At 41.4% G+C, this 26,090-nt stretch carries 20 protein-coding genes and 1 pseudogene; 3 read left to right on the top strand and 18 right to left on the bottom strand.

The window, feature by feature from the left end; translation table 11 throughout:
- Window positions 1-55 precede the first annotated feature (55 nt).
- Window positions 56-1,099, bottom strand: a complete 1,044-nt coding sequence (locus DDV21_RS03855) for an NAD(P)H-dependent flavin oxidoreductase (RefSeq protein WP_310590871.1) — start codon at window positions 1,097-1,099, stop codon at window positions 56-58.
- A gap of 63 nt (window positions 1,100-1,162) precedes the next feature.
- Between DDV21_RS03855 and DDV21_RS03850 the strand changes: the two genes are divergently transcribed.
- Window positions 1,163-1,762: a TetR/AcrR family transcriptional regulator gene (locus DDV21_RS03850; RefSeq protein WP_162886280.1), complete on the top strand. Its 600-nt coding sequence runs from the start codon at window positions 1,163-1,165 to the stop codon at window positions 1,760-1,762.
- A 34-nt stretch (window positions 1,763-1,796) separates the two neighbouring features.
- Here DDV21_RS03850 and DDV21_RS03845 read toward each other — a convergent pair whose 3' ends face one another.
- The 4 genes from DDV21_RS03845 to DDV21_RS03830 form a co-directional block, all read right to left on the bottom strand.
- Entirely contained in the window at window positions 1,797-2,891 is a 1,095-nt protein-coding gene (locus tag DDV21_RS03845) for a serine hydrolase (protein ID WP_116878492.1), read from the bottom strand.
- A gap of 518 nt (window positions 2,892-3,409) precedes the next feature.
- Window positions 3,410-4,021 (bottom strand): superoxide dismutase SodA, encoded by a 612-nt coding sequence (gene sodA / locus DDV21_RS03840; RefSeq protein ID WP_116878493.1) that lies wholly within the window; start codon window positions 4,019-4,021, stop codon window positions 3,410-3,412.
- A 152-nt stretch (window positions 4,022-4,173) separates the two neighbouring features.
- Entirely contained in the window at window positions 4,174-5,214 is a 1,041-nt protein-coding gene (holA, locus tag DDV21_RS03835; protein ID WP_116878494.1) for a DNA polymerase III subunit delta, read from the bottom strand.
- A 233-nt stretch (window positions 5,215-5,447) separates the two neighbouring features.
- Complete coding sequence (locus DDV21_RS03830; protein ID WP_116878495.1) at window positions 5,448-6,140, bottom strand: DUF805 domain-containing protein; 693 nt, start codon at window positions 6,138-6,140, stop codon at window positions 5,448-5,450.
- A gap of 201 nt (window positions 6,141-6,341) precedes the next feature.
- On the opposite strand from DDV21_RS03830, the gene DDV21_RS03825 reads away from it, so the two are divergent.
- Window positions 6,342-7,292, top strand: coding sequence for an IS30 family transposase (locus DDV21_RS03825; protein WP_117287770.1), 951 nt, complete (start codon window positions 6,342-6,344; stop codon window positions 7,290-7,292).
- Window positions 7,293-7,561: 269 nt separating this feature from the next.
- Here DDV21_RS03825 and DDV21_RS03820 read toward each other — a convergent pair whose 3' ends face one another.
- From DDV21_RS03820 to DDV21_RS03810, 3 genes are all read right to left on the bottom strand, one after another.
- Window positions 7,562-9,793 (bottom strand): DNA internalization-related competence protein ComEC/Rec2, encoded by a 2,232-nt coding sequence (locus DDV21_RS03820; protein WP_116878672.1) that lies wholly within the window; start codon window positions 9,791-9,793, stop codon window positions 7,562-7,564.
- A complete protein-coding gene (locus DDV21_RS03815) occupies window positions 9,786-10,457 on the bottom strand; it encodes a helix-hairpin-helix domain-containing protein (protein WP_116878671.1) in 672 nt (223 codons plus the stop codon). The genes DDV21_RS03820 and DDV21_RS03815 overlap by 8 nt, the downstream gene beginning before the upstream one ends.
- A gap of 108 nt (window positions 10,458-10,565) precedes the next feature.
- Window positions 10,566-11,306, bottom strand: coding sequence for a lysophospholipid acyltransferase family protein (locus DDV21_RS03810; RefSeq protein ID WP_116878670.1), 741 nt, complete (start codon window positions 11,304-11,306; stop codon window positions 10,566-10,568).
- 1,187 nt (window positions 11,307-12,493) lie between these two features.
- Between DDV21_RS03810 and DDV21_RS03805 the strand changes: the two genes are divergently transcribed.
- The gene (locus DDV21_RS03805) at window positions 12,494-13,507 is read left to right on the top strand and encodes a GIY-YIG nuclease family protein (protein WP_116878669.1); all 1,014 of its coding nucleotides are present in this window, start codon (window positions 12,494-12,496) and stop codon (window positions 13,505-13,507) included.
- Window positions 13,508-13,870: 363 nt separating this feature from the next.
- On the opposite strand, the gene cshA is transcribed toward DDV21_RS03805, so the two are convergent.
- From cshA to DDV21_RS03755, 10 genes and pseudogenes are all read right to left on the bottom strand, one after another.
- Window positions 13,871-15,421, bottom strand: a complete 1,551-nt coding sequence (cshA, locus tag DDV21_RS03800; RefSeq protein ID WP_116878668.1) for a degradosome RNA helicase CshA — start codon at window positions 15,419-15,421, stop codon at window positions 13,871-13,873.
- A gap of 142 nt (window positions 15,422-15,563) precedes the next feature.
- Complete coding sequence (locus tag DDV21_RS03795) at window positions 15,564-15,944, bottom strand: PH domain-containing protein (protein WP_116878667.1); 381 nt, start codon at window positions 15,942-15,944, stop codon at window positions 15,564-15,566.
- 660 nt (window positions 15,945-16,604) lie between these two features.
- Window positions 16,605-16,889, bottom strand: coding sequence for a PTS sugar transporter subunit IIB (locus tag DDV21_RS03790; protein WP_116878666.1), 285 nt, complete (start codon window positions 16,887-16,889; stop codon window positions 16,605-16,607).
- Between the two features lie 17 nt (window positions 16,890-16,906).
- Window positions 16,907-18,227, bottom strand: a pseudogene (locus DDV21_RS03785) (PTS galactitol transporter subunit IIC).
- Window positions 18,228-18,242: 15 nt separating this feature from the next.
- Window positions 18,243-18,704, bottom strand: coding sequence for a PTS sugar transporter subunit IIA (locus tag DDV21_RS03780; protein ID WP_116878665.1), 462 nt, complete (start codon window positions 18,702-18,704; stop codon window positions 18,243-18,245).
- Window positions 18,694-20,664: a BglG family transcription antiterminator gene (locus DDV21_RS03775; protein WP_116878664.1), complete on the bottom strand. Its 1,971-nt coding sequence runs from the start codon at window positions 20,662-20,664 to the stop codon at window positions 18,694-18,696. The genes DDV21_RS03780 and DDV21_RS03775 overlap by 11 nt, the downstream gene beginning before the upstream one ends.
- 280 nt (window positions 20,665-20,944) lie before the next feature.
- The gene (locus DDV21_RS03770) at window positions 20,945-21,415 is read right to left on the bottom strand and encodes a GNAT family N-acetyltransferase (protein WP_116878663.1); all 471 of its coding nucleotides are present in this window, start codon (window positions 21,413-21,415) and stop codon (window positions 20,945-20,947) included.
- A gap of 250 nt (window positions 21,416-21,665) precedes the next feature.
- Window positions 21,666-23,213 (bottom strand): peptide chain release factor 3, encoded by a 1,548-nt coding sequence (locus tag DDV21_RS03765; protein WP_116878662.1) that lies wholly within the window; start codon window positions 23,211-23,213, stop codon window positions 21,666-21,668.
- 138 nt (window positions 23,214-23,351) lie between these two features.
- Entirely contained in the window at window positions 23,352-24,059 is a 708-nt protein-coding gene (locus DDV21_RS03760) for a YwaF family protein (RefSeq protein WP_116878661.1), read from the bottom strand.
- A 9-nt stretch (window positions 24,060-24,068) separates the two neighbouring features.
- On the bottom strand, window positions 24,069-25,433 hold the full coding sequence (locus tag DDV21_RS03755) for a UDP-N-acetylmuramoyl-tripeptide--D-alanyl-D-alanine ligase (protein ID WP_116878660.1): 1,365 nt from the start codon (window positions 25,431-25,433) through the stop codon (window positions 24,069-24,071).
- Between the last annotated feature and the right edge of the window lie 657 nt (window positions 25,434-26,090).

Raw genomic sequence — 26,090 nt, 5'->3', positions numbered from 1 at the left:
CTCCTCACTGTGTGTGAGAAGGGATTAGTGCGATTCTATCCTTTTAAAAATCCATTTACAGGAAGCGTTTGATACCTGACATCAGTCTATCAATAATATTAGCTACAGGCTCAATCTGGTGAATCAGTGAGATTCCCAGACCAAACGAGGCAAAACCTTTACTTAAATCTCCAAAAAGCATACCATCTCGCATGCCATCATAGGCGTGCTGAGCTTGGTAAATCTCTTCTTCAGATTTTCCCGCCTTACTCAGTTCAACCAGCTGATTAGGCAATTCACCTGGCAATGACCGATAAAAGGCTGGAACCGTCCGATACATAACTAAATCGCTGGCGGTAGCCGCAAGAGCCATCTCTTTAATATTTTGCGCTAATACAGACTCTTCTGCCATCATAAAAGCAGTACCGACAAACAGCCCTTCTGCTCCGAGGACAAAGGCTGCTTCGGCTGTCCGCTCATCCGCTATACCTCCAGCAGCCATGACGGGAACACGTCCCTTAGCCGCATCTACAATCATAGGAATGATCGAAAACGTACCAATCACTTTTTCCGGCACAGTACCACCCTCATCGAATCCTGTCGCAACAATGATATCTGCTCCGCCCTCAATAGCTTCTTCAGTATTTTCAACGGTAGGTGTTGCCGCACGAAAAACGACCTTTATCCCTTTTGCATGAAAGCGTTCTGTCCAGTAAGCCGAAAAATCGCCAACCATAACCGCAGTACCGATACCTTCTTCAACCATTAAATCCATCATAGGCTGTGTAAACACATCAGTCGTTGGATGACCGGGAGCAATATTCATGCCCATCGGTTTAGCCGTTATTTCCTTAGCTATCTTGATTTCACGCCTCATATTGGCTACTGTTTCTTCAACAGTAAACACAGCTTCTTTTTGACCGGCATTAAAGCCAAAAACACCTAATCCACCTGCTTTGCTGACTGCTGCCACATATTTCCCGTCAGTCAGCCAATTTAAAGGCCCTTGAATAATAGGTTTTTCAATTCCTAAAATGTCTGTGACACGATTTTGCATTTCTTCACCCTCTATCCTTTCTACTATCATTATAACGTTTTCATCTGCAGAAACAATAGACATTTCCTGCTCAACTGTCGCTTAATTAACAGTTATATGATAGAATGTCCTATAAGAGGTACATCGATGAATAAAAATGACTTACGCTATCAAAAAACCGAAGATAATTTAAAAGCTGCCTACCTGTCTTTAATCAATGAAAAAGAATGCTATACCATCACTGTTAAAGAGATTTGCCAACGGGCACGGTGCAGCCGGAACACCTTCTATCTTCATTATGACACCAAAGACGAGCTCTATCATGAAGTCATCACAACGATTTTGGATAGTCTGGCTGCTGCCTTTGAACCCAAAGCAGCCACACTCAGCCAAATCAGCCAGTCTCACAACAGATTATATACAGATGCAATCATTGACAGCATAGCCAAACATAAAAAAGCAATAACCGCTCTTACCAGCAAAGACAAGGGGCTTTTTCTCAAACTGTGCACCGACACCATTTTTGAAAAATGCCTTACAGGCAGCCGCTCTTTGACTCAGGACAGATTTACTTCTGCCAGCTATCTTTACACTTCCTACTTAGCTTCTGCCATCACTGGCTTTATTTTTGCCTGGCTTAAACAGCCCGATATCAGCGACAGTCAAGCTAAGAACTTGCTCTATGATATTCACAAAAAAACGATTGACAGCTGCCACCGCATTTTGCAGCAGAAAGCTGACAATTAAAAGCTCTCGCTTCAAATGAATGAGCGAGAGCTTTTTAATTGTTAATCACTGTTTGCTCTGAATTAAGAGCTGGATTCATGTTAACACGATGCCATTCATTGATCACATAGGCCAAAGCCTCCAGCTGGTAAAGGCCATAGTTATTGACTTCTTCAGTTGTCTCATCGGAACCTCCCAGACCAGCAGTGTAAATCGCCACAATGTAAGGCGTTTCTTCATACACAACTGCATCTACATTGAGAGCTTCACGAACATAACCTGGTTTTTGTGCGACGACTACGTCGGCTGGCATAAAGGTACGGTAATAGTATTCAGGGAAAGACTGCTCTAAATAATACAAAATATCAGCATATTTTTCCTGATGCTGCCAAAGATAATCTAAAACCTGAATATAGTAGTCTGTTGTTGTTTTATTGCCTTCAGACTGAATGGTTTTAATATCAGCCTTTGATTCCCCATAGCGGCTGAACATAGGATAAACCTGCTCCAAACCACCCAAACGCTCAGCTAAAGCATAAGCCGGTGTATTCTCAGAATAGACCAAAGAATATTCCTGCATATCAGCAATAGTCATAGCACCGTCAAACTGGGCCACATAGGCATCATGCTCACCAAGATATTCATATTCGGTTCCCGTAATATCAAACCGTTCTGTCATGGAGAGTTCACCCTCCGTTACTGCATCGACAACCAGCATATTCAAAGGCAGTTTATAAGTACTGCCGGCAGTCATAGGCTGGGTATCATTCATAGCATAGGTTTCACCAGTCACCACATTTTTATAAGAAAAAGCAACCTGTGAAGGCTCGATCCCCTGATCCGCCAAGAAAGCCTGTACCACTTCAGCCAAATTTAGATGAACATAATCATATGTCAGCCCATAAGCCTCCATCGTTGCAGCATCAGCGTCAAATGCCGCCTGTTTTTCTTCCGGTGTTTTGACCGGCAAATCCTCAGCTGCCTGCTGACTGGTATCCTGTGATTGCGCCGAACTTGATTTAGAATGCTGATTTTTACGGCTGTGAGTGATAGCTTGATTAGTCATCAGCAGGAAAACTGCAAGGACACCAAGCAGCAACAAACCGCAGATAACACTCCCCGTCACAATTTCTTTCTTTTTCTTATGCATCATATTTCTCCTAACCCTTTCTATTTTATAACAAAGATAAAAAAAAGCAAGGAGATTGACAATTTTTAGTCTTACATTCACCCAAAATAAAACTGTCAGACTCCGAAAAAGTCTTTAAGAAATATAAAGCGATTATTCGCAGAGATTTCAGACTATCCCCCAATATGTGAAGAATTTTTAATACAACTAACAGCCTAAAATCCGGACAAACTGCTTGTTAAAGAAAACAGGACTAAAAACTAATATTGGCTTAAGAGAACTCTGTTCCAAGTTCTCTGCAAGATTTGACAGCTGCTTTATAACCTTAAAAAGAGCCAGGCTGCCTTGTTTGGCTTATCTCCTCAAAAATAATTTCCAAATCGTTTTTTATTCCAATATTGGCTGAACTCCCTCAAACAAAAAAAGGATTAGCTCTGAGCTGAATCCTTTTTCATTAATGATTTTTCTGTTCTTAGTTTCCAGAACTAAGCCTATCATCAGGGGGTAACTTTAAAAGGCTCGTTTTCGCCTCACCAGCTCTAAACTGATTTAGCCTGTTTATAAAGTTCAGCCACTTTAGGCCAGTTAATCACCTCAAAGAAAGCTTTAATATAATCCGGACGTACATTGCGGTAATTGAGATAATAGGCATGTTCCCAAACATCAAGGGCCAAGATTGGTGTCTTGCCTTCCATAATCGGGCTGTCCTGATTAGCTGTTGAAATCACTTCCAGTCTGCCGTCTCCATTGAGGACCAGCCAAGCCCAGCCAGAGCCAAATCGTGTCGTTGCTGCGGCAGTAAAAGCAGCTTTGAAGTCCTCAAATGAACCAAATGCTTCATCAATAGCTTGAACAAGTTCTGCAGACGGTTCCGTTTTTTCAGGTGAAAGCAGTTCCCAAAAGAGAGCATGGTTAAGGTGGCCTCCGCCATTGTTAATAACTGCCGGGCGGATATCTGCCGGGATTTGTTCAACATCTGCTAAAAGAACTTCTAAATTCTCGCCAATTTCAGGATGTTTTTCCAGAGCAGCATTAACATTAGCCACATAGGTTGCATGATGCTTATCATGATGCAGTTTCATTGTCTCAGTATCGATATAAGGTTCAAGTGCGTCGTAAGCGTAGGGAAGATCTGGTAATATAATAGCCATATCAAATTCCTCTTTTCTTTTTGATGATGCTATTGTATCGCAAAAACATGGGCCTTTCAAAGAATTTGATTATGATTTTCAGCAAGCTAAAGGCCTCTTTATACCCACTGCCAAAGAGCTCCCTTTGACAGTTTATTCTGCCATTTCGCAAATTACTGGCTCCTGCTGCCAGCAATTTTAAGCAAAACTAAATCAAATAAATAATCTTTATCGTAACGTCCCTGTTTAATCATGTAGTCTGCCTCGATTAAATCTGCCAGAACCTGTTTTAAAAAAGAAAGTGACAGAGTTCTTGAATCACGCAGTGCAAATTTCACTTGATAAGGATTGACTCTGCGACCGAGATAAGCTGATAAGTCTGCTGTAATCTGCTGTTCATTTTTGCCTTGTACTGATAGTATTTTCACCTGAGTAAACATCCGAAATTGCCCTAACATCACAGCAATCAGTTTAATGTCATCTTCACCCTGCAAGCGCAAGTCACGGACCAAGTCACGCGCCGCATCAATTTTACCTCCTAAAACGAGCTGAGTCATCTCAAAAATGTTATCCTGCAATGTTTTAGGAATAGCTTCAGCGACATCAGAAGCCTCAATATGACCGTCTTTTTTATAAGCTTTTAAAAACAGGAGGTTTTTCATTATGTCACTAAAATCAAAATTAGATTTAAGCAGCAACTCATCAAAGACCCCCTTTTCAAACACAAGTCCCTGCTGATGGGCCAGTTTCTGAAAATAAGTTTTAAGCTCTGCTTCCTTAACTGGGCCAGCCTCAAAAATCTGCGCATCACGCTTTAATAATTTAACCATTCGGCGTTTGCCATCTAATTTAGCCGGTGCCAAAATAATCAAACGGGTGCTGCTGACAGGATTCTCTATATAAGCCTCCAAACGTTTAAGAGCAGCAGGTTCTAAAAAAGATTTTTTAGCTGTGGTAATATCCAAAAGATTATCAAAAACAACAATCTTTTCATCGGCAAAAAAAGGCAGACTTTCCAAATCCAATTCTGCCTCTTGATAATCCGCTTCTGCCATATCAAAATAAGAATAGCTTAAATCGGTAATATCAAAGCCAATCTGTTCCATCAAAAGCTGCTTCATCTGACTGTACTGCCCCAAATCTTCGCCTGACAGAACAGTCACTGGCAGCAATTTTTCCTTAGTGAGCTGATTAATTTTTTCAATGTCGAGCATTTTATTTTCCTATCACATCTCAAACACAATCAAAATAACTTAGAAACAAACTGAGAGCAAGAAGAAGCTATTAATCCCTTGAATGTTAAAAGCTCCACCACAGAAACACTCCTAACTGTTTTCCTTTTCTCAGCTATAATGCCAGAAAAACAGCCTGCTGACTGACAAAGTCAACTGCAGATAAGCTGCAGCTAAAAGGGACTTCATCAGCTACAACAGGCTGATTTCAAAAATTATTCTCCAGTTTCAGAGATAGCAGAATCTAACGTTCCGTCTTCACCACTGATCTGAGCAGCTGAATTTGCATTCGGGTCAGGCTGTACAGCTGGTTCTGGAGATGAAACAGCTGCCTCTGGCTGAACTTGATTTACAGCAGAAGTTCCAGTAGCTGAACTTGCTGTCATATCAGGAGCAGCTAAAGGAGCTTGGGTAACTGTTGCAGGACCGGCGGCTATATTATTGCCTGCTGATTCCTTACTTGGGAAGCAGAAAAACACAATGAGTGCAATCTGAAAGCCAAGCGAGAAAAGCCAGCCTATAATAGGTATTACAGTTAATAGACTGCCTAAATTAAAGAAAATAAAGGCCCAGTGAAAACCGGCATCACGAAGGCGCCGAACCTGCAGAGCCAATGTTGGGACAAAAATAGCAATATTCCATATGGCAGCAATAAGCATTAAGGGAATCAAGGCACCGAGATTACTCAAAATAAGAAAAACCAGTTCTTCTTCCGACATAGTATAATAGCTGTCACTATAAGAAGCCAATGTTGAAAAAAGCTGACTCAGAAAAAGAACCCCAGTAATCAGCCCGAAGGGTAAGGCAATTAAAAAGTTGCAGAGAACAACCCACCAGTAATCAGAACGGGTAGATTTCCCAGTAAAATCGGCATACTGCAGCCAAAATTTTTTATAAGCTGTAAACATAAAAGAAACTCCTACTTTAATTTTATCTTTCCATCATACCACGATTTTCTAAAAAAAGCAAATCCATCTGCCGAAAATACTGAGGTAAAGACATGGAAAAATTTAAATGAAAGTTCTAAAATGAAGTTAGCCACTTAGATGCAAAAAAACACCTCTATGTTACACTTGTAGTTGACGAAAACACAAGTAAAGGACATAGAGATGCAAGACCATTATACACCAACAGGCAAGCACTTGACAATAGCTGATCGCCGCTTGATTGAACGCTGGAAGCAAGAAGGGAAATCTAATCGTGAGATTGCAGGTCTCTTAGGCAAAGCTCCTCAAACGATAAACAACGAGATGAAACGTGGACTGGTCCTCCAACAGGTGCGTAAGGGGAAGTTTGAGAAGCTTTATAGGGCGGATAGAGCTCAGGAAGTGTATGAGATTAATCGAAAAAATAGCCGTAAAGCTGTTAGTCTCACGAAGAAAGTCAAGGAAACCATTGTCCACTACATCAAGCTGAAGTGGTCACCTGAGATGATTTCAAAACGTAAAGTCAACGTCCCACAATCCACCATATACTACTGGATGGACAAGGGGTACCTGGGGCTGACTAAGGCAGATAGGCTGTATCCAAGAAAAGGCAAATCCCCTAAGAAAACAGCCAGTCCTAATTTCATGCCTGTTGGAAAGTCGATTGAGGAGCGGCCTGAAGCGATCACTCAACGACTGGAGGCTGGGCATTATGAGATTGATACGGTTGTTCAGACACGGGCTAAAGCGCCTTGCTTTCTGACATTAACAGATCGAAAAACCAGGTATGAAATCATTCGTTACTTGCCCAGTAAGACAGCACAAACCGTTAACGAAGCCTTGTCGAGCATTTTACAGGAATATCAGATCACGTCAATCACAGCTGATAATGGGGCAGAATTTGCTAGACTAAGCGAGATTTTTAGTGAAGAGAAGATCTACTATGCTCACCCTTATTGCTCTTGGGAAAGAGGCTCTAATGAGAATCACAACCGTCTTATTCGACGTTTCCTACCCAAGGGAAAAACAAGAGCGACCAGAAAACTGGCCACTCAGATTGAATGGTGGATAAACAATTATCCCAAACGAATATTAAACTACAAGACACCTAGAGAAATTGTATTCAGTGGCTAACTTCAACTTGAAATTTAGCTGGAAAAATTTAAAATGTAATTTTTTCTCTGCATTTCTAAATGGGATTTTTAACAGAAAGATAGGAAATTTTCTGTTAAAAAACTGCTAAAGTGCAAAAAAAATTATTTCTATGCTAGATTACCTTTACACCTTTAACATCAATCATAATCGTTTTTCAGATTAGCTCTTTAAAAATCTAAAGAATGTTTTCTTTGCTGTCTGCTTAGCTCTCAGTGAATCTTCTTTTTTTCTTCTCCTTCACTTACAGCCTATTTTACAGTCTCCGTCTGCCAGCTGTTCCAGCCCCGAAAGCGTATACCTCCTTGAAGATCTGTCCGGTAAATCTTTACAGAAACTGCTTTTAACCGATTCAGTGTTTCCTGATGTGGATGCTGATAGCGGTTGCCAACACCTGCAGAGATTAAAGCATACCTAGGCTTGATAAAACTCAAAAATTCTGAACTTGTTGAACCCTTGCTGCCATGATGACCTACCTTCAACACATCAACAGGCAGACGGCTGTAAAGCTGCATCAGCTTCTCTTCCCCCTCCTTCTCTAAATCACCTGTAAATAGAAAACTCTGATTAAGCAGATAGCCGTATAATACTATTGAATCATTATTGCTGCCATCTCCTGTTTGATAAGGGTGTAAAACATACAAACGGCTCTGCATAATTGACAGACTGTCTCCTGCTTTAACAGTACGAACTTCAGTCTTCATTGCTTTTAAGGTCTGAACAAAATCATTCTGAGTCAAACTGCCTGGACTGATTAAAATTTCTCCGATTTTAAAATATTTAGCCAAAACCTGCAAATCGCCTACATGGTCTGTATCTGCATGTGTTAAGACCAGCTGATCAATTTTACTGACCCCGCGGCTGCGCAGATAGGGGATCAGAGTCTTCTCAGCATTGCTCTTCCCCCATCTTTTCTGCCAACTTTCTTTATTGGTGAAAACCGGTCTCCCACCTACGTCAATCAAAATGGTTTTCCCCTGCATATCTCTTAAAAAGATACTGTCTCCCTGTCCGACATCTATCATCGTTATCTCATTTTCTAAGGGCAGTTTGCTGCTGAAAAATAAAAGAGCAATCGGCAAAGTCAGCAGCAAAGCCAGTTTCTTTCGATGATAAAAATCATAAAGCAGTCCCAGTAAAATAAACAGCAAAATAAGAATCGGTAACTGAGGCTGGCCTAAAACTAAGGGACGGGAAAAAAACTGACTGAGCTGATTGATAATACTTTCCAGAAGGACAAATAAAGAATTGACAAAAGTTATTTTAATAAAGGGAGAAAGCAGAAAAATGACAGTCAGCAAAGGTAAAAAAAGAAATTCAAAAGTCAGCGAAAAGAAAATAGTAAAAAAAACAGATAAGGGCTGAAAAACGGAAAAGAAATAAAGCACTAGCGGTAAAATACCAATAGCAAGGGTCAAAGACTCAGCCAGTTTTCTCTGATAGCGGCCGAGACTGGAAAAATCTATCAAAATCAATATAAAAGCATAGGCAAAGGATAAAATCCCACTCCTTATCAAAAGAAAATGCGGCATTATCAAGAAAAACGTCATAAGGGTCAGGGCAAAATTGTCTACTCCTTTAATACCAAGATTAGAGAAACCATTTTGAACCAGACTGCGCATAACAGATACAGAAAAACCTGTCAAAGCAGCATATAAAAAGGAAAAAGGAATTTGCAGATAGTCCACATAATCGCGCCTCATACCTAAACGCAAAAAGCAAAAGCGGAAAAGCCTGACAAAGAAACCGACATGCATTCCTGATAAGGCAAATAAATGAATAATACCAAGGCTGGTATACAGATCTGCCATTTCATCGAAAGATTTATCCAAGTAGCCAAATAAGAGGCCTGTCATATAGTATCTCATAGGGGCAGGAAAATGATGCTGAATAAAAATAACAGCTTTTCGGCGCCATTCCTGCAGATAATGTAAGGGAGTTTTCGATGACAGCTGCCTGAACTGTTGGATATTTTTCAGCTCAATCAGGCGGTAAATTCCCTGATTTTTCAAGTAGCTGCGATAGTCAAAACCATCAAAATTACGGACTGTTTCCGCTTCTGCTATCTCACCTTCTACCTGCAGAATGACAGTATCACTGAGGCTATTAAAGAAATCTTTTTCCTCTTTTGATTGGAATCGATAAAATACTTGATATTTTCTGCCATCAGATTTCCCTTGAAAAGAAAGCAAGTCACCGTTGACTGCAATACTGTCCGAAACGAGCTCAATATAACGAATCGCAGCGGGTGCTTCCTGATAAGCTTTTTCCTGTCGTTTCTGCCAAAAGCCAAAGTAAACAGCAAAAGCTGCTAAAATCAGCATTGCTAACAAAGCTTTCTGCCAGCTGTATTGCCTGAAAAGACAGATTAGAGCAAAAGCGAATAAAAACAGACCTAAAATAGTTGCAGAAAAAAACCAAAAATAGAGCAGAAGCAGTAAAAAAGCCAGATGAATCAGTTTAATCGGATAACCGTTAATCAACCGTCACCTCTTCTTTAAGCTTTGCCAACGTTTTCTCGCCAATACCCGAAATTTCAGCCAGCTCATCTACAGAACTGAACCTCCCTTTGCTGTCACGGTAATCAAGAATATCCTGAGCCCGTTTGACTCCAATACCTGAAAGGGTCTGAAGTTCAGCGAGAGTCGCAGTGTTTAAGTTAATTTTTTCTCCAGCTCCGGGTTCGGTGCTGTCAGCTCCCGAAGCTGATGACGGCGGAATGACACTGATATTTTCACCTTTTTCAGCAATATAAATAACAGCTTCATCTTCAATCTTTTGCGCGAGATTGACCGATTTTCTGTCTGCTTCTGCTGTCAGGCCGCCAGCACGTTTGACCGCATCAGTTACTCGGCTACCTGCTGGCAAGGTATAGACACCTTCTTTCTGAACAGCCCCTTTTATATCAATTGTAATCTCCGCATTATCGGCCTGCTTTTGTGAATCCTTGCCTGAAAGTGCCGTTTGCTTGCTCCCTGAACTGTTAAGAATCGTTTGATAGGCTGAAAAACTATCACTGTCTTTTTGCTGTGATCTATGAGAAAAAATATAAAAAGATAAGACAGTCAAGATCAACAGCACACTGATTAAAGCCGATATAAACATAAATTTCTTTTCTTTAAATTTATTCAGTATCTCATCCAGCATACTCCCCTCCTCACTGTTAATATTCGAAAAAATATGAGAAAACAGCAAAAAAAGCCTCAAACATGTCGAAAATCATGTTCAAAGCCTTTAAAATTTTTGATAAGAAAATTATTTACGATGTTTCTCAGGATTCCAGACAAAGCTGGCTAAATAGCTGAACAGCAAGGTTAGTAAAACCACCACAGCAGCCAGCAGGCCAAGAGGCAGGCGGTAAATATACGTTAGCGGGTTCAGCTTCTTTGTCCGCCCGTATTCAGCGTTCTCCGTATCAAGCTGAGAGAAACTCCTTTGAACACGGTCGGCAACCTCATTAATACCATCATCATTCATTCGTTTAATATCGCTTATGTCAATAGCTTGGCCAAAATTAATATCAATAGGTTCTCCCTTAAGCAGCCCCTTGAATGAGCGCGGACCACCATAAACAGCTGGCTGAATTTTAACTTTAGCCATCTTAGCAATAACCGCTACTCCCCCTTTAACATCTGTGGAATGGCGGCTTCCGCTGGGAAACATAATCAAGGAGCGATCACTGTTTTTTAAGACCTTTACTGGATACTTAATAGCTTCCTGACCTGGATTTTCCCGATCTATAGGAAAAGCGCCGCACATCCGAATCCACCAACCAAAAATACGATTGGTAAAAAGCTCCTTCTTAGCCATAAAAATAAACTGTTTAGGTTTTGTCGCAAAAGCCAAATAAACAGGATCCCACCATGTCCGGTGAGGGGCAACTAAAATATAGTTCTCGCTTTGACTCAGTATCCGTTCACGGTGACGATAAACCGCATTGCCATTAACCAGCCAAAGTAAAAAAGCCACCAAACCACGTAAATAAGCGTAAAACACAAAAAATCTCCTTTTTATTAACAAGATACGAAGCCCGTTAAAAGAGCAAAGCAAAAATAGGAGGCTGGACGAAGAGCCGCAAGGCTCTAGGACAGACTGTCTTTTTTGCACAGCTCTTAGGGCGTGTTCAATTCCAACAAGATACAAAGCCCGTTAAAAGAGCAAAGCAAAAATAGGAGGCTGGACGAAGAGCCGCAAGGCTCTAGGACAGACTGTCTTTTTTGCATAGCTCTTAGGGCGTGTTCAATTCCAACAAGATACAAAGCCCGTTAAAAGAGCAAAGCAAAAATAGGAGGCTGGACGAAGAGCCGCAAGGCTCTAGGACAGACTGTCTTTTTTGCACAGCTCTTAGGGCGTGTTCAATTCACCAAGATACAAAGGCCGTTAAGAAAGCGACTGAAAAATAGGAGCCTGACCGAAGAGTCACTAAAGACTCTAGGGGGCTGTCTTTTTTCCGAGCTTTCAGGCCGTGTTCAATTCCAACAAGATACGAAGCCCGTTAAAAGAGCAAAGCAAAAATAGGAGGCTGGACGAAGAGCCGTAAGGCTCTAGGACAGACTGTCTTTTTTGCACAGCTCTTAGGGCGTGTTCAATTCCAACAAGATACAAAGGCCGTATAAAAATCCGTATGAAAAGGCGGTAAGCCAGAAATCTTCGATTTCGTCGGCGCACCCCTGCCAGGACGACTAGAAGGGTGCGGTCGGCTGTCAAGACGGCAAAGCCTTCAGACGGCTACGGCTGGCGGTAAGCCAGAAATCTCTGATTTCACAGGCAGCACCCCTGCCAGGACGACTAGAAGGGTGCGGTCGGCTGTCAAGACGGCAAAGCCTTCAGACGGCTACGGCTGGCGGTAAGCCAGAAATCTCTGATTTCACAGGCAGCACCTCTGCCAAGCTTTTAGAATGTAACAAAAATATTCCTCTTCATTGTACCATTTCTCAGTCTATTTAAGAAGACAGAAAAATCACTTTTTTATTTCTTTTCAAAAATAGTCAGCAATTATTTTATTTTGCGGTTTAAGGATTAACTGCTAAAAATAGGAGAAAAACAATGAATGGAATGGCAGAGGGAAAGGTTGTGTGCCCATAAATTTCAAAACAGATTTCATTCAGTCTAAATGAACAGGCAGGAATTATAACCTCTGACTGCTGTTTGCAGCAAAAGGAAATTTTGTTATAATAAAACCCATGACTAAGCCGATTTTAAAAAATAAAGAACGGATCGACCAGCTTTTTTCCACTGACGTTAAGATTATTCAGAACAAAGATGTTTTCAGCTATTCCGTTGATTCTGTTCTCCTTTCCCGTTTTCCTAAATTTCCCAGCAAAGGCCTGGTTGTTGATTTATGCTCCGGCAATGGCGCTGTCGGTCTCTTCGCTTCAACTAGAACGAAGGCCAAAATTGTTGAGATTGAATTGCAAGAACGCTTAGCAGATATGGGACAGCGTTCTATTGAACTCAATCAGCTGCAAGATCAGGTTAGCATGATAGAAGATAATCTTAATAATCTGCTGGCCTATGTGCCGCGTTCCGGTGTCGATTTAATTCTCTGCAATCCGCCTTATTTTAAGACAAGTAAGAGCTCCAAAAAGAACCTCTCTCCGTATTATTTATTGGCCAGACATGAAATAACGACCAATTTAGAAGAGATTTGTGCGGTCAGTCAGCAAGCTTTAAAATCAAACGGAAGACTTGCTTTAGTACACAGACCGGATCGTTTTATGGAGATTATTGAAACGCTGAAAAAATATAAATTAGCTCCTAAACGTATTCAATTTGTTTACCCGAAACAAAATAAAGAAGCAAATATGCTCCTTATTGAAGCTATTAAGGATGGTTCGCTAGACGGTCTAAAGATTCTCCCGCCCTTGGTTATTCACAAAGACAACGGTGAATATACCGATGAAGTGTTTGCTATTTATTTTGGCAAAGAAACAGGACCGAGGGCTTACATGTATGTTTTAGAGTGCGCTGACGGCAGTCTCTATACGGGCTACACAACCGATCTTAAAAAGCGCCTTAAAACTCACAATGCCGGGAAAGGGGCAAAATACACCAAAGGCCGGCTGCCGGTTAAACTCCTTTATTGGGAGTCTTTTAATCATAAAAATGCAGCCATGAAAGCTGAGAAACACTTTAAACAAAAAACCAGAGCCGAAAAATTAGCCTACATAAAAGATAAAACTGATACTGCTATATAGATTTTCTGTTTTCTCCATATTCCTCCGAAACCATACGAGTGATTTCATCTTGATGTGTCTGAGTTCTATTTGCTTTTCGCTGACAGTCTTATTTCTCGCAGTGTCTTTTTAAAACTAAGCTGGGATTAAGTGTCCAGCTTAGTTTATTTTATAGAATAGCTTTTGTGTTTGGATAGCCTTATCTGGATGCGTCTTAATTTCTAAGCAGCCACTCTCATTATTTGCTTATTAATTGAAAACTCATAGCTTTGCAGCTCAATCAAAAAAGACAGACCTCATGTGAGGTTTGTCTTCGGGATGAAACAGCTGTGATGGGAATAATCTTTTATTTTTATCTAAACGGATAAAAATAGCAAAATAAGACTATCTTTCTCCTTTATTGCGGATGACAAAACCGCTTTTCTTTTCACTTGAAGTCCGGTGAGGGCGTTTATTATTTTTATTTTGAAAATCTTTTTTATTTTTGTTAGAAACCCTCTTAAATTCACGGCGGCCATCCCGGCCTCGGCGGTCATAACGGCCGCCGCGTTTTCTGTCTCGACTTCTGCCCTTATCATTGAAAGTACCGCCAGATGGCTTAAATGGAAGTGGTTTTTCTCTGGCAATTTCGACTTTAGGCAGGGCTTCCGGATCTTGAACAGTTAAGCTTAAAATATAAAGAGCCAGTTCTTCCGGGGTAAACTCTGCCGCTAATTTAACCGCATCCCCCTTAAATTTTTCAAAGCGGTCACGGACAGCTTCATCCGCAAAATCGCGCTCAATTTTCCGGAGAGCAACCTTTTTCTTAGCCTGAAAAGCCTCCTGAGCAGTAGGCGGTTTAAGGCCTTTCATGCGTTTTTTTGTCAGACGCTCAATAATCGAGAGATAGCCCATCTCATTCGGTGATACAAAGGTAATAGACTGACCAAACTTACCGGCACGGCCAGTACGGCCGATACGGTGAACATAACTTTCCGGATCTTGAGGAATATCATAGTTGTAGACATGAGTCACACCAGAGATATCCAAACCTCGTGCTGCAACATCTGTGGCAACCAGAATATCGAGGTTATCATTTTTGAAATCACGCAAGACACGCAGTCTCTTGCCCTGATCAAGATCTCCGTGAATACCTTCTGCACGAAAACCACGCAACTTAAGTCCTCGGGTCAGCTCATCAACACGGCGTTTAGTACGGCCAAAAACAATGGACAGCTCTGGCTGATCAACATCCATTAGCTGAGTCATTGTATCAAATTTCTCCCCTTCTTTGACCCGAATATAGTATTGATCAACAAGGTCAGTCGTCAGTTCTTTCGCTGCAACTTTGACATGCTCAGGATCTTTCATGAACTTGATGCCGATACCCTTGATAGCATCAGGCATAGTAGCTGAAAAGAGCAGTGTCTGCCGTTCTTTAGGGACATAGCTGATAATAGCCTCAATATCTTCTAAAAAGCCCATATTCAGCATTTCATCAGCCTCATCTAAAATCAGCGTTTCAACTTGAGATAGTTTCAATGCTTTGCGCTTAATCAAATCAAGGAGACGTCCGGGTGTCCCAACAACAACATGGGCTCCGGATTTAAGAGCTTTAATTTGTTTTTCAATACTTGAACCGCCATAAACGGAGCGGACTTTAACACCTTTTTCACGGCCAAAGCGAAAAAGTTCTTCTTGGCTTTGTACAGCTAACTCACGTGTCGGAGCAACAACAAGAGCTTGAATCACATTTTTATCTGTGTCGATTTTATCAAGAGTTGGAAGTCCAAAAGCAGCTGTTTTTCCTGTCCCTGTCTGAGCCTGCCCAATCAAATCCTTCCCTCTCAAAGCAATGGGAATGGTTAATTCCTGAATAGGCGAGGGTTCCGTAAAACCAGCCTTTTCCACCGCTGCCAGAATATTATCTGATAACTTTAATTCTGTAAATTTCACTGTGTTCTCTTTTCTAAAAGGCAGTACGAAGCTACCTTATAAAACTTAAATTTGTTGTTTAACAACTTATTTAGTTTAACACAATCCATGAAAAAAAGATAGGGAATCAGCTTAATTTCATAAATAACACGCTTTCATCCAGCTACTTAAGAACAGCTGCAGCTAAGGCCTGCTGAATATCAATAACGCTGCAATCACTCTTAAATTGCAGAACCTCTGCCGGATCAGCTGCTGATGAAACCCATATTTTTAATTCAGCATCCAGATCAAAATGTCCCGATGTCTCAACTGTAAAGCGAGAAATAGCACGATAAGGGATAGATTTATAAGATGTTTTTTTACCTGTTACCCCTTGTTTGTCCACTAAAATCAGACGTTTTTCTGTAAAAACAATCAGGTCGCGAATTAAAACAAAAGCTAGCTCTACCTCTTCGCTAGGAAGCAGAATATCCTGAAGCTGGCGCTTAACCTTCTCCTTATCTCTCTGTGAAGCATTACCAAACAAACCAGAAAAAATTCCCATAACACACTCTCCATAAGATACAAAGGCCGTTTAAAAAGCGACTGAAAAATAGGGGCCCAACCGATGTGTTGCAAAACACGAGGGAGGGACATCTTTTTCCCGAGCGTTTAGGCCGTGTTCAATTCCATAAGATACAAAGCCCGTGAAGAACGCAAAGTAAAAATAGGAGCCTGACCGCCGAGTCACTAAAGACTCAAGGGAGGGCTATCTTTTTTACACAGCGTTTAGGCCGTGTTCAATTCCATAAGATACAAAGGCCGTTTAAAAATCCGTATGAAAATAGGGAAGGACGAGCGATGCTCCACATCGCGATGGACTTTATCTTTTTCACTAGGATTTTAGGCCGTGTTCGATTCCACCAAGATACAAAGCCCGTTTAAAAATCCGTATGAAAAGGCGGTAAGCCAGAAATCTGTGATTTCGCAGACGCACCCCTGCCAGGACGACTAGAAGAGGGCGGCAAGCGAAAGTCTGCAAAGTTTTCAGACGTTTTTAGCTGGAAATGTTGAATCGGCACTGGAGACCTGATCCCCTTTTTGCATACTCTTAGACCATTGCTCAATGATTTTTTATTCTATTATAAGAATTTTAAAAGAGTTGGTCAATCATTAATTATTATTTTGGGAAACAGCTGTAGGCAGCCAAGCTTGGATCTGCCCTTTAATTTTGAAGCTTTTCTGCCAGCTCGTCCCAGAATGCTTGGACATTAATCCCTGTTAACAAGGGTAAACCGGCAATAACCTTATTTTTAATGCTGTCTGGAACCACAGTCGTACTGATAACAATATCGTAGTCGTCAATATGATTGACTTCTTCTGCTACCTTTGACTGATAGAGGGAAACCTCATCAGTGTACCCTTTTTCCTCCAACCAGTCACGTACTTTCCCAGCAACAACAGTTGAGGTAGCAATACCAGAACCGCACATAATCAATAGTTTTTTCATCACTTCACCTCTTTTTATTATTTTTTAACTTTATTCATATAGTACAAACCAGCCAGTGAAACCAGCAAAACAGCTGTAATAACAGCCCAAGGCAGTGTTTTGGCGCCAAAGACAAACAGCCAGGTCGGCCATAAGCCCCCCTTCGGCTAGGGCAGTAATACTGGTTTGACCGTCCAAATCGAACTTAGCTGCTTGAGCAGCAGCAGTAACAAGCGGAGCCACCCAGGAAGTAATATAAAAAATGGATACCAGATAGAGCGTTCCGCCAACAACGGTCCGGACAATATTCCCCTTAAAAACAGCAGCCATCAGACAGACAACAAATGGAATAGTCGCTAAATCGCCAAAAGGCAGTGTGCTGTTTCCGGGTAAGATAACAGCTAAAAAGATGGTTATCGGAACAAGCAGCAAGGAACTGGAGAGCACTGCTGGATGACCGACTGACAGGGCAGAATCCATCCCGATATTAACCGCACGTCCAGGAAATCTTTTTTGGACAAATTGATTAGCTGCTTCGGAAATTGGCGTTAAACCTTCCATCAGCAAAGCGACCATTCTGGGCATTAAGACCATAACAGCTGCCGTTCTGACTCCCAGCTGAAGGATATCTTTTAGGTGATATCCGGCTAAAAGGCCGATTATTAAGCCAATAATCAAACCAATAACCGTGCTTTCTCCAAAAACACCGAATTTTTTTTGAATGGTTTCCGGATCAGCTTTAATCTTATTGAAACCGGGAATACGGTCAAACAGCCAATTAAGCGGCAGAGCTATTAAGAAGCCTGGTGCTGAAGTGCCGTGCGGAAAGGTAATATTCGGAAAGCTGTAAAATTTCTGAATAGTAGGTGCAATAATATCCGCTAAGAGATAAATAAGCACCAGATAAGCTGTCATGGCATACAGTCCTAAAATAAAATGGCCGGTAACCGCATAAACCAAGGAACCAATAAAGGCAGCATGCCAAAAATTCCACATGTCCACCATCAGGGTTTTAGTCAATCCTAAGAATAACAGTAAAAGGTTGATGCCAATCCCAATCGGAATGGACAGGCTTCCCAGCAAAGTCCCGTAAGAGATAGCTGAAGCTGCCGGCCAGCCCACATCAAGTGTGGTCAGGTTCAGCCCGAATCTTTTGACCATTTCCTGAGCAGCAGGTCCTAAGGCCGTGCTGAGCAAATCAACAATCAAATTTAATCCGACAAAGCCAATACCTACGGTGATGCCTGCAGTAAATGATTTCTTTAGAGGTGTTCCTAAAAACAAGCCAAATATAAAAATTAAAATCGGTAAAACAACAATAGCACCTAAGTCAATAAAACTCTGTAATAGATTCAGCATAAAATCCTCTCCTTCCTAAAACATTATTTTTTGTTGCAGCAAATTGGCAACAGTCTGCTTGTCTTGAGGCAATGAAGTTCTGATTTGACCGATTGTTTGAGTATCTTGGATAAGATGAATGACCTTTTGAAGGATATCAACTTGTTTATGGACTTCTTTAATTGCCAGCATAATAATAACATCAACAGCTACTTCTGTATCACTTGTCCCCATCTGAATAAAAGATACCGGATCCTTTAAAGTCAGAACTGCAATCTGTGGTTTGCGGACATAAACTGTATCAGTATGAGGAATAGCTACTCCATAACCGGGCAGCTGTAAACCTGTAGGAAAAATCTTTTCCCGCTCCAAAATAGCTTCAGTGAAATTCTCTGTAACCAGTCCCTTCTCTGCCAATTTAGAAGCCAAATAAGTCAGAGCAGCTTCTTTTGTTTTGATTTCTGTAATTCCCAACTCAATAATCTCTTTATCCATCATCTGCACTCACCTCTGATAGTAATTGATTGATAAAGCTTTGGCGGTCTTTGGCCAGCCATAACATTTCAATATAATCTGGATCGCTGATTTTGTCATATAAGCTAATCAAAGCTTCTTTACAGAAGGTCTCATCTTTTTCTGCTACGGCAATCAGCATAACCACTTTAACCAAATTGCCGCCCCAGCTGACAGGCTTTTGCAATGTCATCATAACCAGTTGTGATTCACAGACATGCTGCGGATCCGCATGAGGCAGCGCAGCTCCTGTATAAAGACTGGTGCTCCCCAGTTTTTCCCGATCTAAAATAGATTGTAAATAGAGAGGATTTTCACGATTCTGCGCCAAAGAATGATCGGCTAAAAATGTGATACATTCTTCAGGTGAGCGGCAGTTCTTCCGCAGTAAAACCTGGTTATCCAACAATCTTTCAAGCATCAGTCTGACAGATAAACGGTTATTCGAGAAAGCGGAAAAATTTTTGCGCCTGCCTTTTGTCAGCCGAGCATACTGTTCCCTGATATGATCCATTTCTTTGTCTGTTATAATATGACTGACCTTAATATAATTGTCAGGCATCTCTTCCAGATCGATAGAGCTGATAATCAGATCCGCTGCAGCCAGTGTTTCGCTGTTTACATTCTTCCATTCAAGTTTGACCAAGTTATCATAATCTGAAAACACTCGGCTTAACTGCCCCATAATCAGTTCTGACATCGCTAAACCGTGGGGACAGATAACGTAAATAAGCAGCGGCTTCGTTAATTTTTCAGCCGCAATTTCAAAATGAATGGTTAGAAAAGCAATTTCTGTCGCTGTAAATTCCAGATCAAACTGATCAGCCAGTGTTTTTGCTGCTAGCCAGACCAAATTATATAAAACACTGTATTGTTTCTTGATTTCCTCAGTCGTTTGATTGCTTAACATCACTTTATGCCGCAAACGAAAGACCATCGGATAGATATGGCTCAGCAGCATATTCAGTAAATGCTCATCCTTTGTTAGATCAAGACCGATTAAAAGACTTACCTTCTGAATAAACTGCTGGACAGTTGCTTTAATCTCTGAATTTTCCACCAGACGGTTAATTTCATAGCCGACTGCTAACAGCGAATAAGCAATATTTTTTATCTCACCGTCGGCAATAGCACTTATCGGACTTCCCAAAGCCTGACTCAGCAATTCTCCTGAAAAGAGGTAGACTTCAAATTGCTGTAATTCTTTGCTGTCCGGCAAGCTGTCTCCTGTTATGACAAAATGCCCCAGTTTATACCGATGGACACTGATTAATAAATCCAAAATCAGGTAACTTTTATATTGCCTGACAATCTTAAATTGATAGGACCTTTCACACTTCTCTGTAATCTTTATTATTTTTTTAATAGCAGAGACTGAAAAGAAAAAGATTAAATCCTTATTATGGATTAGATTCTGCTCATCGATGCTGAAAGAAGCGATAATATAATTCCTTAGAAATTTTCTGATATTTTCTTCTTTGCCTCTAAGATAGATGCAGCCGTGTTCCTTAACCAATTCCAGCTGGTCTTCAGCTATTAATGCGGCTACTTTTTCACAGTCTCGTCTGACAGTGGCTTCACTGATAAAATAAAGCAGCGACCAGTCCAAAATATTGATGCAGCCGCTGCCGCAAATCAGTTCTTTTATAATTTGCAGTTGGCGCTGCAGCTGATCTAATACGATGTGCTTCTTTTGCAGTTTCTCAATAAAGGCCTTAAGCTGGGGCTTCTGTCTGTCAGTCACACTAAGTTTAATTCCCATCCGCGGCCGTTTCTCAATTTTTATATCAAATAGAGCAATCGCATCATTAATAACAGTGAGATCCGTATAAACCGTTTTTCGGGATACGCCATATTTATCAGCTATTTTATGACTGGATATAAAACGGGGGCCGGCGGCTAAATCACGTAAGATATTTAATTGACGAAGATTTATGCTAATCATCCCCTTACAATTTGATTATAAAACGTTTACAATGAGTTTGAAAATCATTTTGCTTCTACATTAATAGGGAAAATGTGATAGGATTGACCGATCTGTTTCGCTAAAAAACAAAACAAAAAAGTCCGAAACGTTTTGAACATCCCTTGTTAAGCGGGCAGGGGTGTCCATTTGTCCCAGACTCTTATTTTTAATAAGCTAAAGCTAACAGAAACCAACTGCCAATCAGGTACTGTTAAAGGTGACGAAGCAAATTAGTCACGGTCTTTTACTTAGATTAGTTTTATTGTAAATGCATTTCCATAATCAGCTGCCGACCTTTTGTATTTAAGTAAGTACGGCCTGTCTCTGAAAAACCATGGTTACGATAAAGATTTACAGCAATTTTATTCTGTTTGTTCACTCCCAGAACAACTGTTTTAAATTGCGGGAAATTTTCAGCGATAAAATCAGGAATTTGTTTGAGAATAGCTTTAGCATAGCCCTTTCCTCTATAAGGATCAGCAACTGAAAAAGAGCGCAGCAGCAAACCACTACTATCAGCTGTATAACGATATTTATCAGCTCCGGCGTCAAGAACAAAAAAACCAACTAATTGCTTATCAGCTAAACATAGATAAGGATAATAGCCGTGTCTACCTCTGCCATAGGCCAGAGCTTCTCTGGGTGTCCGGGTAAAAGCCAGACTTTCAGGAGCAAGGGAATAATTTAAAATGCTGTTTCGATCGGCTGCCCGATAACTGAGAATATCCATTACCTATCCTCCTTCTCCAAGATACAAAGGCCGTTAAGAACGCAAAGAGAAAATAGGCGTCCGACCGCTGAGCCACTAAAGACTCAAGGGAGGGCGATCTTTTTCTCACAGCGTTTAGGCCGTGTTCAATTCCAACAAGATACAAAGGCCGTGAAAAAGCCGTATGAAAATGACGGTAAGTCCGAAATCTGTGATTTCACAGGCAGTACTCCTAATGACCAGAAGGCTACGAGACAGAGGACGGCAGCTTTTAAGACATCTTTTCCTCTAAGGCAACTTCCGGGTACTTATCGGCAAACCAGCGCAGAGCAAAATCATTCTCAAAAAGAAAGACAGGCTGATCAAAACGGTCTTTAGCTAAAATGTTGCGGCTCGAAGACATTTTTTCGTCTAAATCTTCTGGTTTAAGCCAGCGAACGGTCTTCTTACCCATCGGTGTCATAACCACTTCTGCCTTGTACTCATTCTCCATACGGTGCTTAAATACTTCAAACTGAAGCTGCCCGACTGCACCAAGCATATACTCTCCAGTCTGGTAATTGGTGTAAAGCTGGATAGCCCCTTCCTGTACTAACTGTTCAATGCCCTTATGAAAAGATTTTTGCTTCATGACATTTTTAGCAGCAACCTTCATAAAAAGCTCCGGTGTGAAAGTTGGCAGCGGCTCGAAAGCAAACAACTGCCTGCCCGCAGTCAAAGTATCACCGACTTGGTAAGTTCCTGTATCATAAACACCAATAATATCACCTGCTACTGCCTTGCCAACACTTTCTCTGGACTCAGCCATGAACTGGGTGACATTGGCCAGCTTGAGCGTTTTTCCGGTTCGTGTCAGCCTGACGCTCATGCCGGGTTCAAACTCACCGGAGACAATACGGACAAAGGCAATTCTATCGCGGTGGCGCGGATCCATATTGGCCTGAATTTTAAAAACAAAGCCAGAAAAATATTTATCATAGGGAGTGATTTCCAATTCTTCTGTTGTCTTATGGCTGTGCGGCTCCGGAGCATATTCCAAAAACGTATCTAAAAAAGTCTGGACACCAAAATTTGTCAATGCTGAACCAAAAAAGACGGGCGTTAAATCACCAGTTAAAACAGCTGTTTCCGAGAATGCGTTACCTGCCTCCTGCAACAGCTCAACATCCTCTAAGACCTGTTCATAAAAGGGATTCGCCGCAAAAAGCTGTTCTCCTTCTGCAAGCTCTGCAAAGCGTTTTTCTCCTTTATAAAGCTCCAGCCGCTGGTGGTGCAGATCATAAAGACCAGCAAACGCTTTCCCCATCCCAATTGGCCAGTTCATCGGATAGCTGGCAATGCCTAAAACGTCTTCCAACTCTTCCAGCAGATCCAGCGGTTCACGGCCGTCGCGGTCAAGCTTATTGATGAAAGTAAAGACAGGAATATTACGATGTTTGACGACTTCAAAAAGTTTTTTAGTCTGCGCCTCAATCCCTTTGGCAGAATCGACAACCATAACAGCTGCATCTACAGCCATAAGCGTACGGTAGGTATCCTCTGAAAAATCCTCGTGTCCTGGTGTATCAAGGATATTAACACGTTTGCCATCATAATCAAACTGCATAACAGAGGAGGTTACAGAAATCCCACGTTGTTTTTCTATATCCATCCAGTCAGACTTGGCGAAAGTCCCTGTTTTTTTCCCTTTCACAGTGCCTGCTTCACGGATTTCACCGCCAAAATACAAAAGCTGTTCAGTAATAGTCGTTTTACCAGCATCCGGGTGACTGATAATGGCAAATGTACGGCGTTTTTTTATAGCATCTTGAACTGTCATTGATTCTTTTACCTGATTTCCTTTTATTTTCGAGTTAGTAAAATTAATAATGTGCCCGCTTTATTTCATTTTTTAAAACGTTACACTATTAAAGCTTCTTTATTATAACGAAATCTGTCTATTAGCGCAATGCAGCCATCATTCTGAAATGGACTGTTTACCGCTGTAAGCAGCGGACTTATTGGGCTTTCTGTGATTGAAATAAAAGGCAAAAAGCACTAGGGCAAGACTTAGCACAAAAGAGACAGCCAAGTAGTTAAGCCAAATATGACTGTTGTCAATGATTGGAGGATGTCTGAGAATTCCGTAATTTCCCCCTGTTACATGATTGACTCCTACCAGCAAAAGATTCAGGATAAACGTGTAGCCCGTAATTCGGCTGAGTGACAGCTGATTTTTCTGATAGCTGTTCAGCAGATAATTGAGACTGTTGATCAAAAGAGCGTAATGGCCAATTATAAAAGAGACTCCTGTAATATGCGGGGAGTCGTAAGGATCTAAAACAGGATAAACCAAAGCAAAAATAGCTCCGCTAAATCCCATCAGCGCAAAATACTGTTTAGCCGGCGTTTTGTCTGGCAAAAACAGCACAGCCAGCATCGCAAGACGGCAATGATAGAGCGGCAGGCTGTTCGAAATAGGAATAAGACAGACGCTGTACCAAAGGTAAAGGGAAATGAGCTGCAGCAGCTGAATTCCCTTAAACAGACGGACAAAATACGGCCTATTGTGCCATTTGACAGACGCATAAATCGATCCAATCAGGGCGGCCATCATAAGAAAATAGATGAACACTGATATTGAAGGCGGTTCAGTAGAATGTGTTGTCAAAAATGCTTTTAACATTTTCCTCCCCTATCTTTCCAGCGCTGCCACTGCCTGTTCTAAGTGCATGGAATTGCTGCCTTTAAAAAGAATTTGGTCCTCGGGCTGCAAAAGCGTTTTTAGCAGCTGCACCATTTCAGCAAACTGATCCTCTTGTTCCGTTTTCTTAAAATAATACACTTTGCCTGGCGGAAACATTTGAGCAGCTAATTCTGCCAGCTCGGCAATGTCCTGACCGTAAAAGATAAGTGTATCCAAGACATCCGGCAGCAAGCTAGTAACAATACCGCTATGCATCTGGACAGAATCTTCTCCCAATTCCTTCATGTCCGCCAGAACAGCAATTTTTTTGCCGCCAGCATTATTTGGAATGTTGGAAAATGTTTCCAAAATCAGCTTCATAGCAGTAGGATTTGCATTATAGACATCAGAAAGAATATCCGCCCCATTATCAGCTTTTTTCCATTCTGTCCGGTTGCCTGTCAGACTGATTGACCCCAAAGCGGCAGAGATATCATCATCTGAAACCGTCAGTAATTTTCCGACATAGGCACTGATAACAGCATTGGTTGCATTATATTTCCCTGAAAGCGGCAGAGTAACCGGCTTATCCATAAGATTAGTTGTAAAGGTCAAACTATTTTTTTGTTCAACAATGCTATCAACAGCAATTTCCTCTCCTTGACCAAATCGAATGACTGTCCGGTTATCCGGCAGCAATTCATCAAGAATCGGATCAGCCGGAAGGATTAAAATTCCGTCTGAATCCATTCCGTCTGCAATTTGCATTTTCCCTTGAGCAATTTTTTCACGCGTACCGAAAAATTCTAAATGCGCTTCCCCAATGAGTGTAACAACAGCAATTCGAGGTTTGGCAATCTCCGACAGAAGGTGAATGTCTCCTAAACGGTCCTGCCCCATTTCTAAAACGATTTTTTCTGTTTCGTCCGGCATATGCAGAACGGTATAAGGCAAACCGATTTCATTATTATAATTCCCCTGTGTTTTATAGGTTTTATAGGTTGTCGATAAAATAGCTGCAATCATGTCTTTTGTCGTTGTCTTGCCATTAGAGCCTGTTACAGCAATAACATCCACACGCTGTTTTTCAAGATAATATTGGGCTAATTTTTGCAAAGCCGCTAAAACATCGTCAACCAGAATATAAGGCCCCTGCTCAACCGAATGTTCCGATAAACAAGCCGCTGCCCCTTTGGCAAAAGCTGCCGCAATAAAATCGTGCCCGTCACGTCTGCCTTTCAAAGGCAGAAACAAATCTCCCTCTGTCACTTTGCGGCTGTCAAATTCAACATGGTGCAAGGGAATGTCAGCAAAATCCGAAATTGTATTTTTACCGCCAACAACTTTGGCGACTTCATGTAGACTTAATTTCATATTTCTCCCACTTTCTGCTGGAAAACTGCTTGTCCTTTCATTATACCATAAAGACAATATTTAGAGTTACGACAGTTTATAGTTTATATTCTGAACAGCAGCCGCAGACAGACTGACGGACGATTTCAAAACTAGCTCTTAATTTTGTCAGTGTTATGTACAAGATACAGTAGCCTAGCGGCACTTTAGTCGCTTTTCCAAAGCTTTAAAATGTCTGCTAGGCTTTGCGGGGGCGAGACGTCGAACGTTATGATCTGGGGTTCTGTCTCGCTCCCTAGCCGTTCTGTCCAGGGTGCGTCTGCGAAATCAAAGATTTCGGACTTACCGCCAGCCGTAGACGTCTGAAAGCTTTGTCGTCTTAACAGCCGACCGCACCCTTCTAGTCGTCCTGACAGGGGTGCGTCTGCGAAATCAAAGATTTCGGACTTACCGCCAGCCGTAGACGTCTGAAGGCTTTGTTGTCTTAACAGCCGACCGCACCCTTCTAGTCGTCCTGACAGGGGTGCGTCTGCGAAATCAAAGATTTCGGACTTACCGCCTATTTTCTCTTTGCGTTCTTCACGGCCTTTGTATCTTAATAAAACGAGGCAGGGACAAAAAAGTCCTGCCTCGTTTTACTTTTTTAACAGATGAGTTTGGCACAGTGATTAAGCAGAG

The organism is Streptococcus chenjunshii (assembly GCF_003086355.1).
Taxonomy (GTDB): Bacteria; Bacillota; Bacilli; order Lactobacillales; family Streptococcaceae; genus Streptococcus; species Streptococcus chenjunshii.
Note: the sequence above shows the minus strand (reverse complement) of the source record. Positions and strands in the feature narration are given on the sequence as shown.

Bases quoted from the DNA above. Each gene is read 5' to 3' on its own strand.
- DDV21_RS03855 (WP_310590871.1), bottom strand. From the start codon at position 1,099: ATGTCTATTGTTTCTGCAGATGAAAACGTTATAATGATAGTAGAAAGG.
- DDV21_RS03850 (WP_162886280.1), top strand. From the start codon at position 1,163: ATGAATAAAAATGACTTACGCTATCAAAAAACCGAAGATAATTTAAAA.
- DDV21_RS03845 (WP_116878492.1), bottom strand. From the start codon at position 2,891: ATGCATAAGAAAAAGAAAGAAATTGTGACGGGGAGTGTTATCTGCGGT.
- sodA (WP_116878493.1), bottom strand. From the start codon at position 4,021: ATGGCTATTATATTACCAGATCTTCCCTACGCTTACGACGCACTTGAA.
- holA (WP_116878494.1), bottom strand. From the start codon at position 5,214: ATGCTCGACATTGAAAAAATTAATCAGCTCACTAAGGAAAAATTGCTG.
- DDV21_RS03830 (WP_116878495.1), bottom strand. From the start codon at position 6,140: ATGTTTACAGCTTATAAAAAATTTTGGCTGCAGTATGCCGATTTTACT.
- DDV21_RS03825 (WP_117287770.1), top strand. From the start codon at position 6,342: ATGCAAGACCATTATACACCAACAGGCAAGCACTTGACAATAGCTGAT.
- DDV21_RS03815 (WP_116878671.1), bottom strand. From the start codon at position 10,457: ATGCTGGATGAGATACTGAATAAATTTAAAGAAAAGAAATTTATGTTT.
- DDV21_RS03805 (WP_116878669.1), top strand. From the start codon at position 12,494: ATGACTAAGCCGATTTTAAAAAATAAAGAACGGATCGACCAGCTTTTT.
- DDV21_RS03795 (WP_116878667.1), bottom strand. From the start codon at position 15,944: ATGGGAATTTTTTCTGGTTTGTTTGGTAATGCTTCACAGAGAGATAAG.
- DDV21_RS03790 (WP_116878666.1), bottom strand. From the start codon at position 16,889: ATGAAAAAACTATTGATTATGTGCGGTTCTGGTATTGCTACCTCAACT.
- DDV21_RS03780 (WP_116878665.1), bottom strand. From the start codon at position 18,704: ATGATGGATAAAGAGATTATTGAGTTGGGAATTACAGAAATCAAAACA.
- DDV21_RS03775 (WP_116878664.1), bottom strand. From the start codon at position 20,664: ATGATTAGCATAAATCTTCGTCAATTAAATATCTTACGTGATTTAGCC.
- DDV21_RS03770 (WP_116878663.1), bottom strand. From the start codon at position 21,415: ATGGATATTCTCAGTTATCGGGCAGCCGATCGAAACAGCATTTTAAAT.
- DDV21_RS03765 (WP_116878662.1), bottom strand. From the start codon at position 23,213: ATGACAGTTCAAGATGCTATAAAAAAACGCCGTACATTTGCCATTATC.
- DDV21_RS03760 (WP_116878661.1), bottom strand. From the start codon at position 24,059: ATGTTAAAAGCATTTTTGACAACACATTCTACTGAACCGCCTTCAATA.
- DDV21_RS03755 (WP_116878660.1), bottom strand. From the start codon at position 25,433: ATGAAATTAAGTCTACATGAAGTCGCCAAAGTTGTTGGCGGTAAAAAT.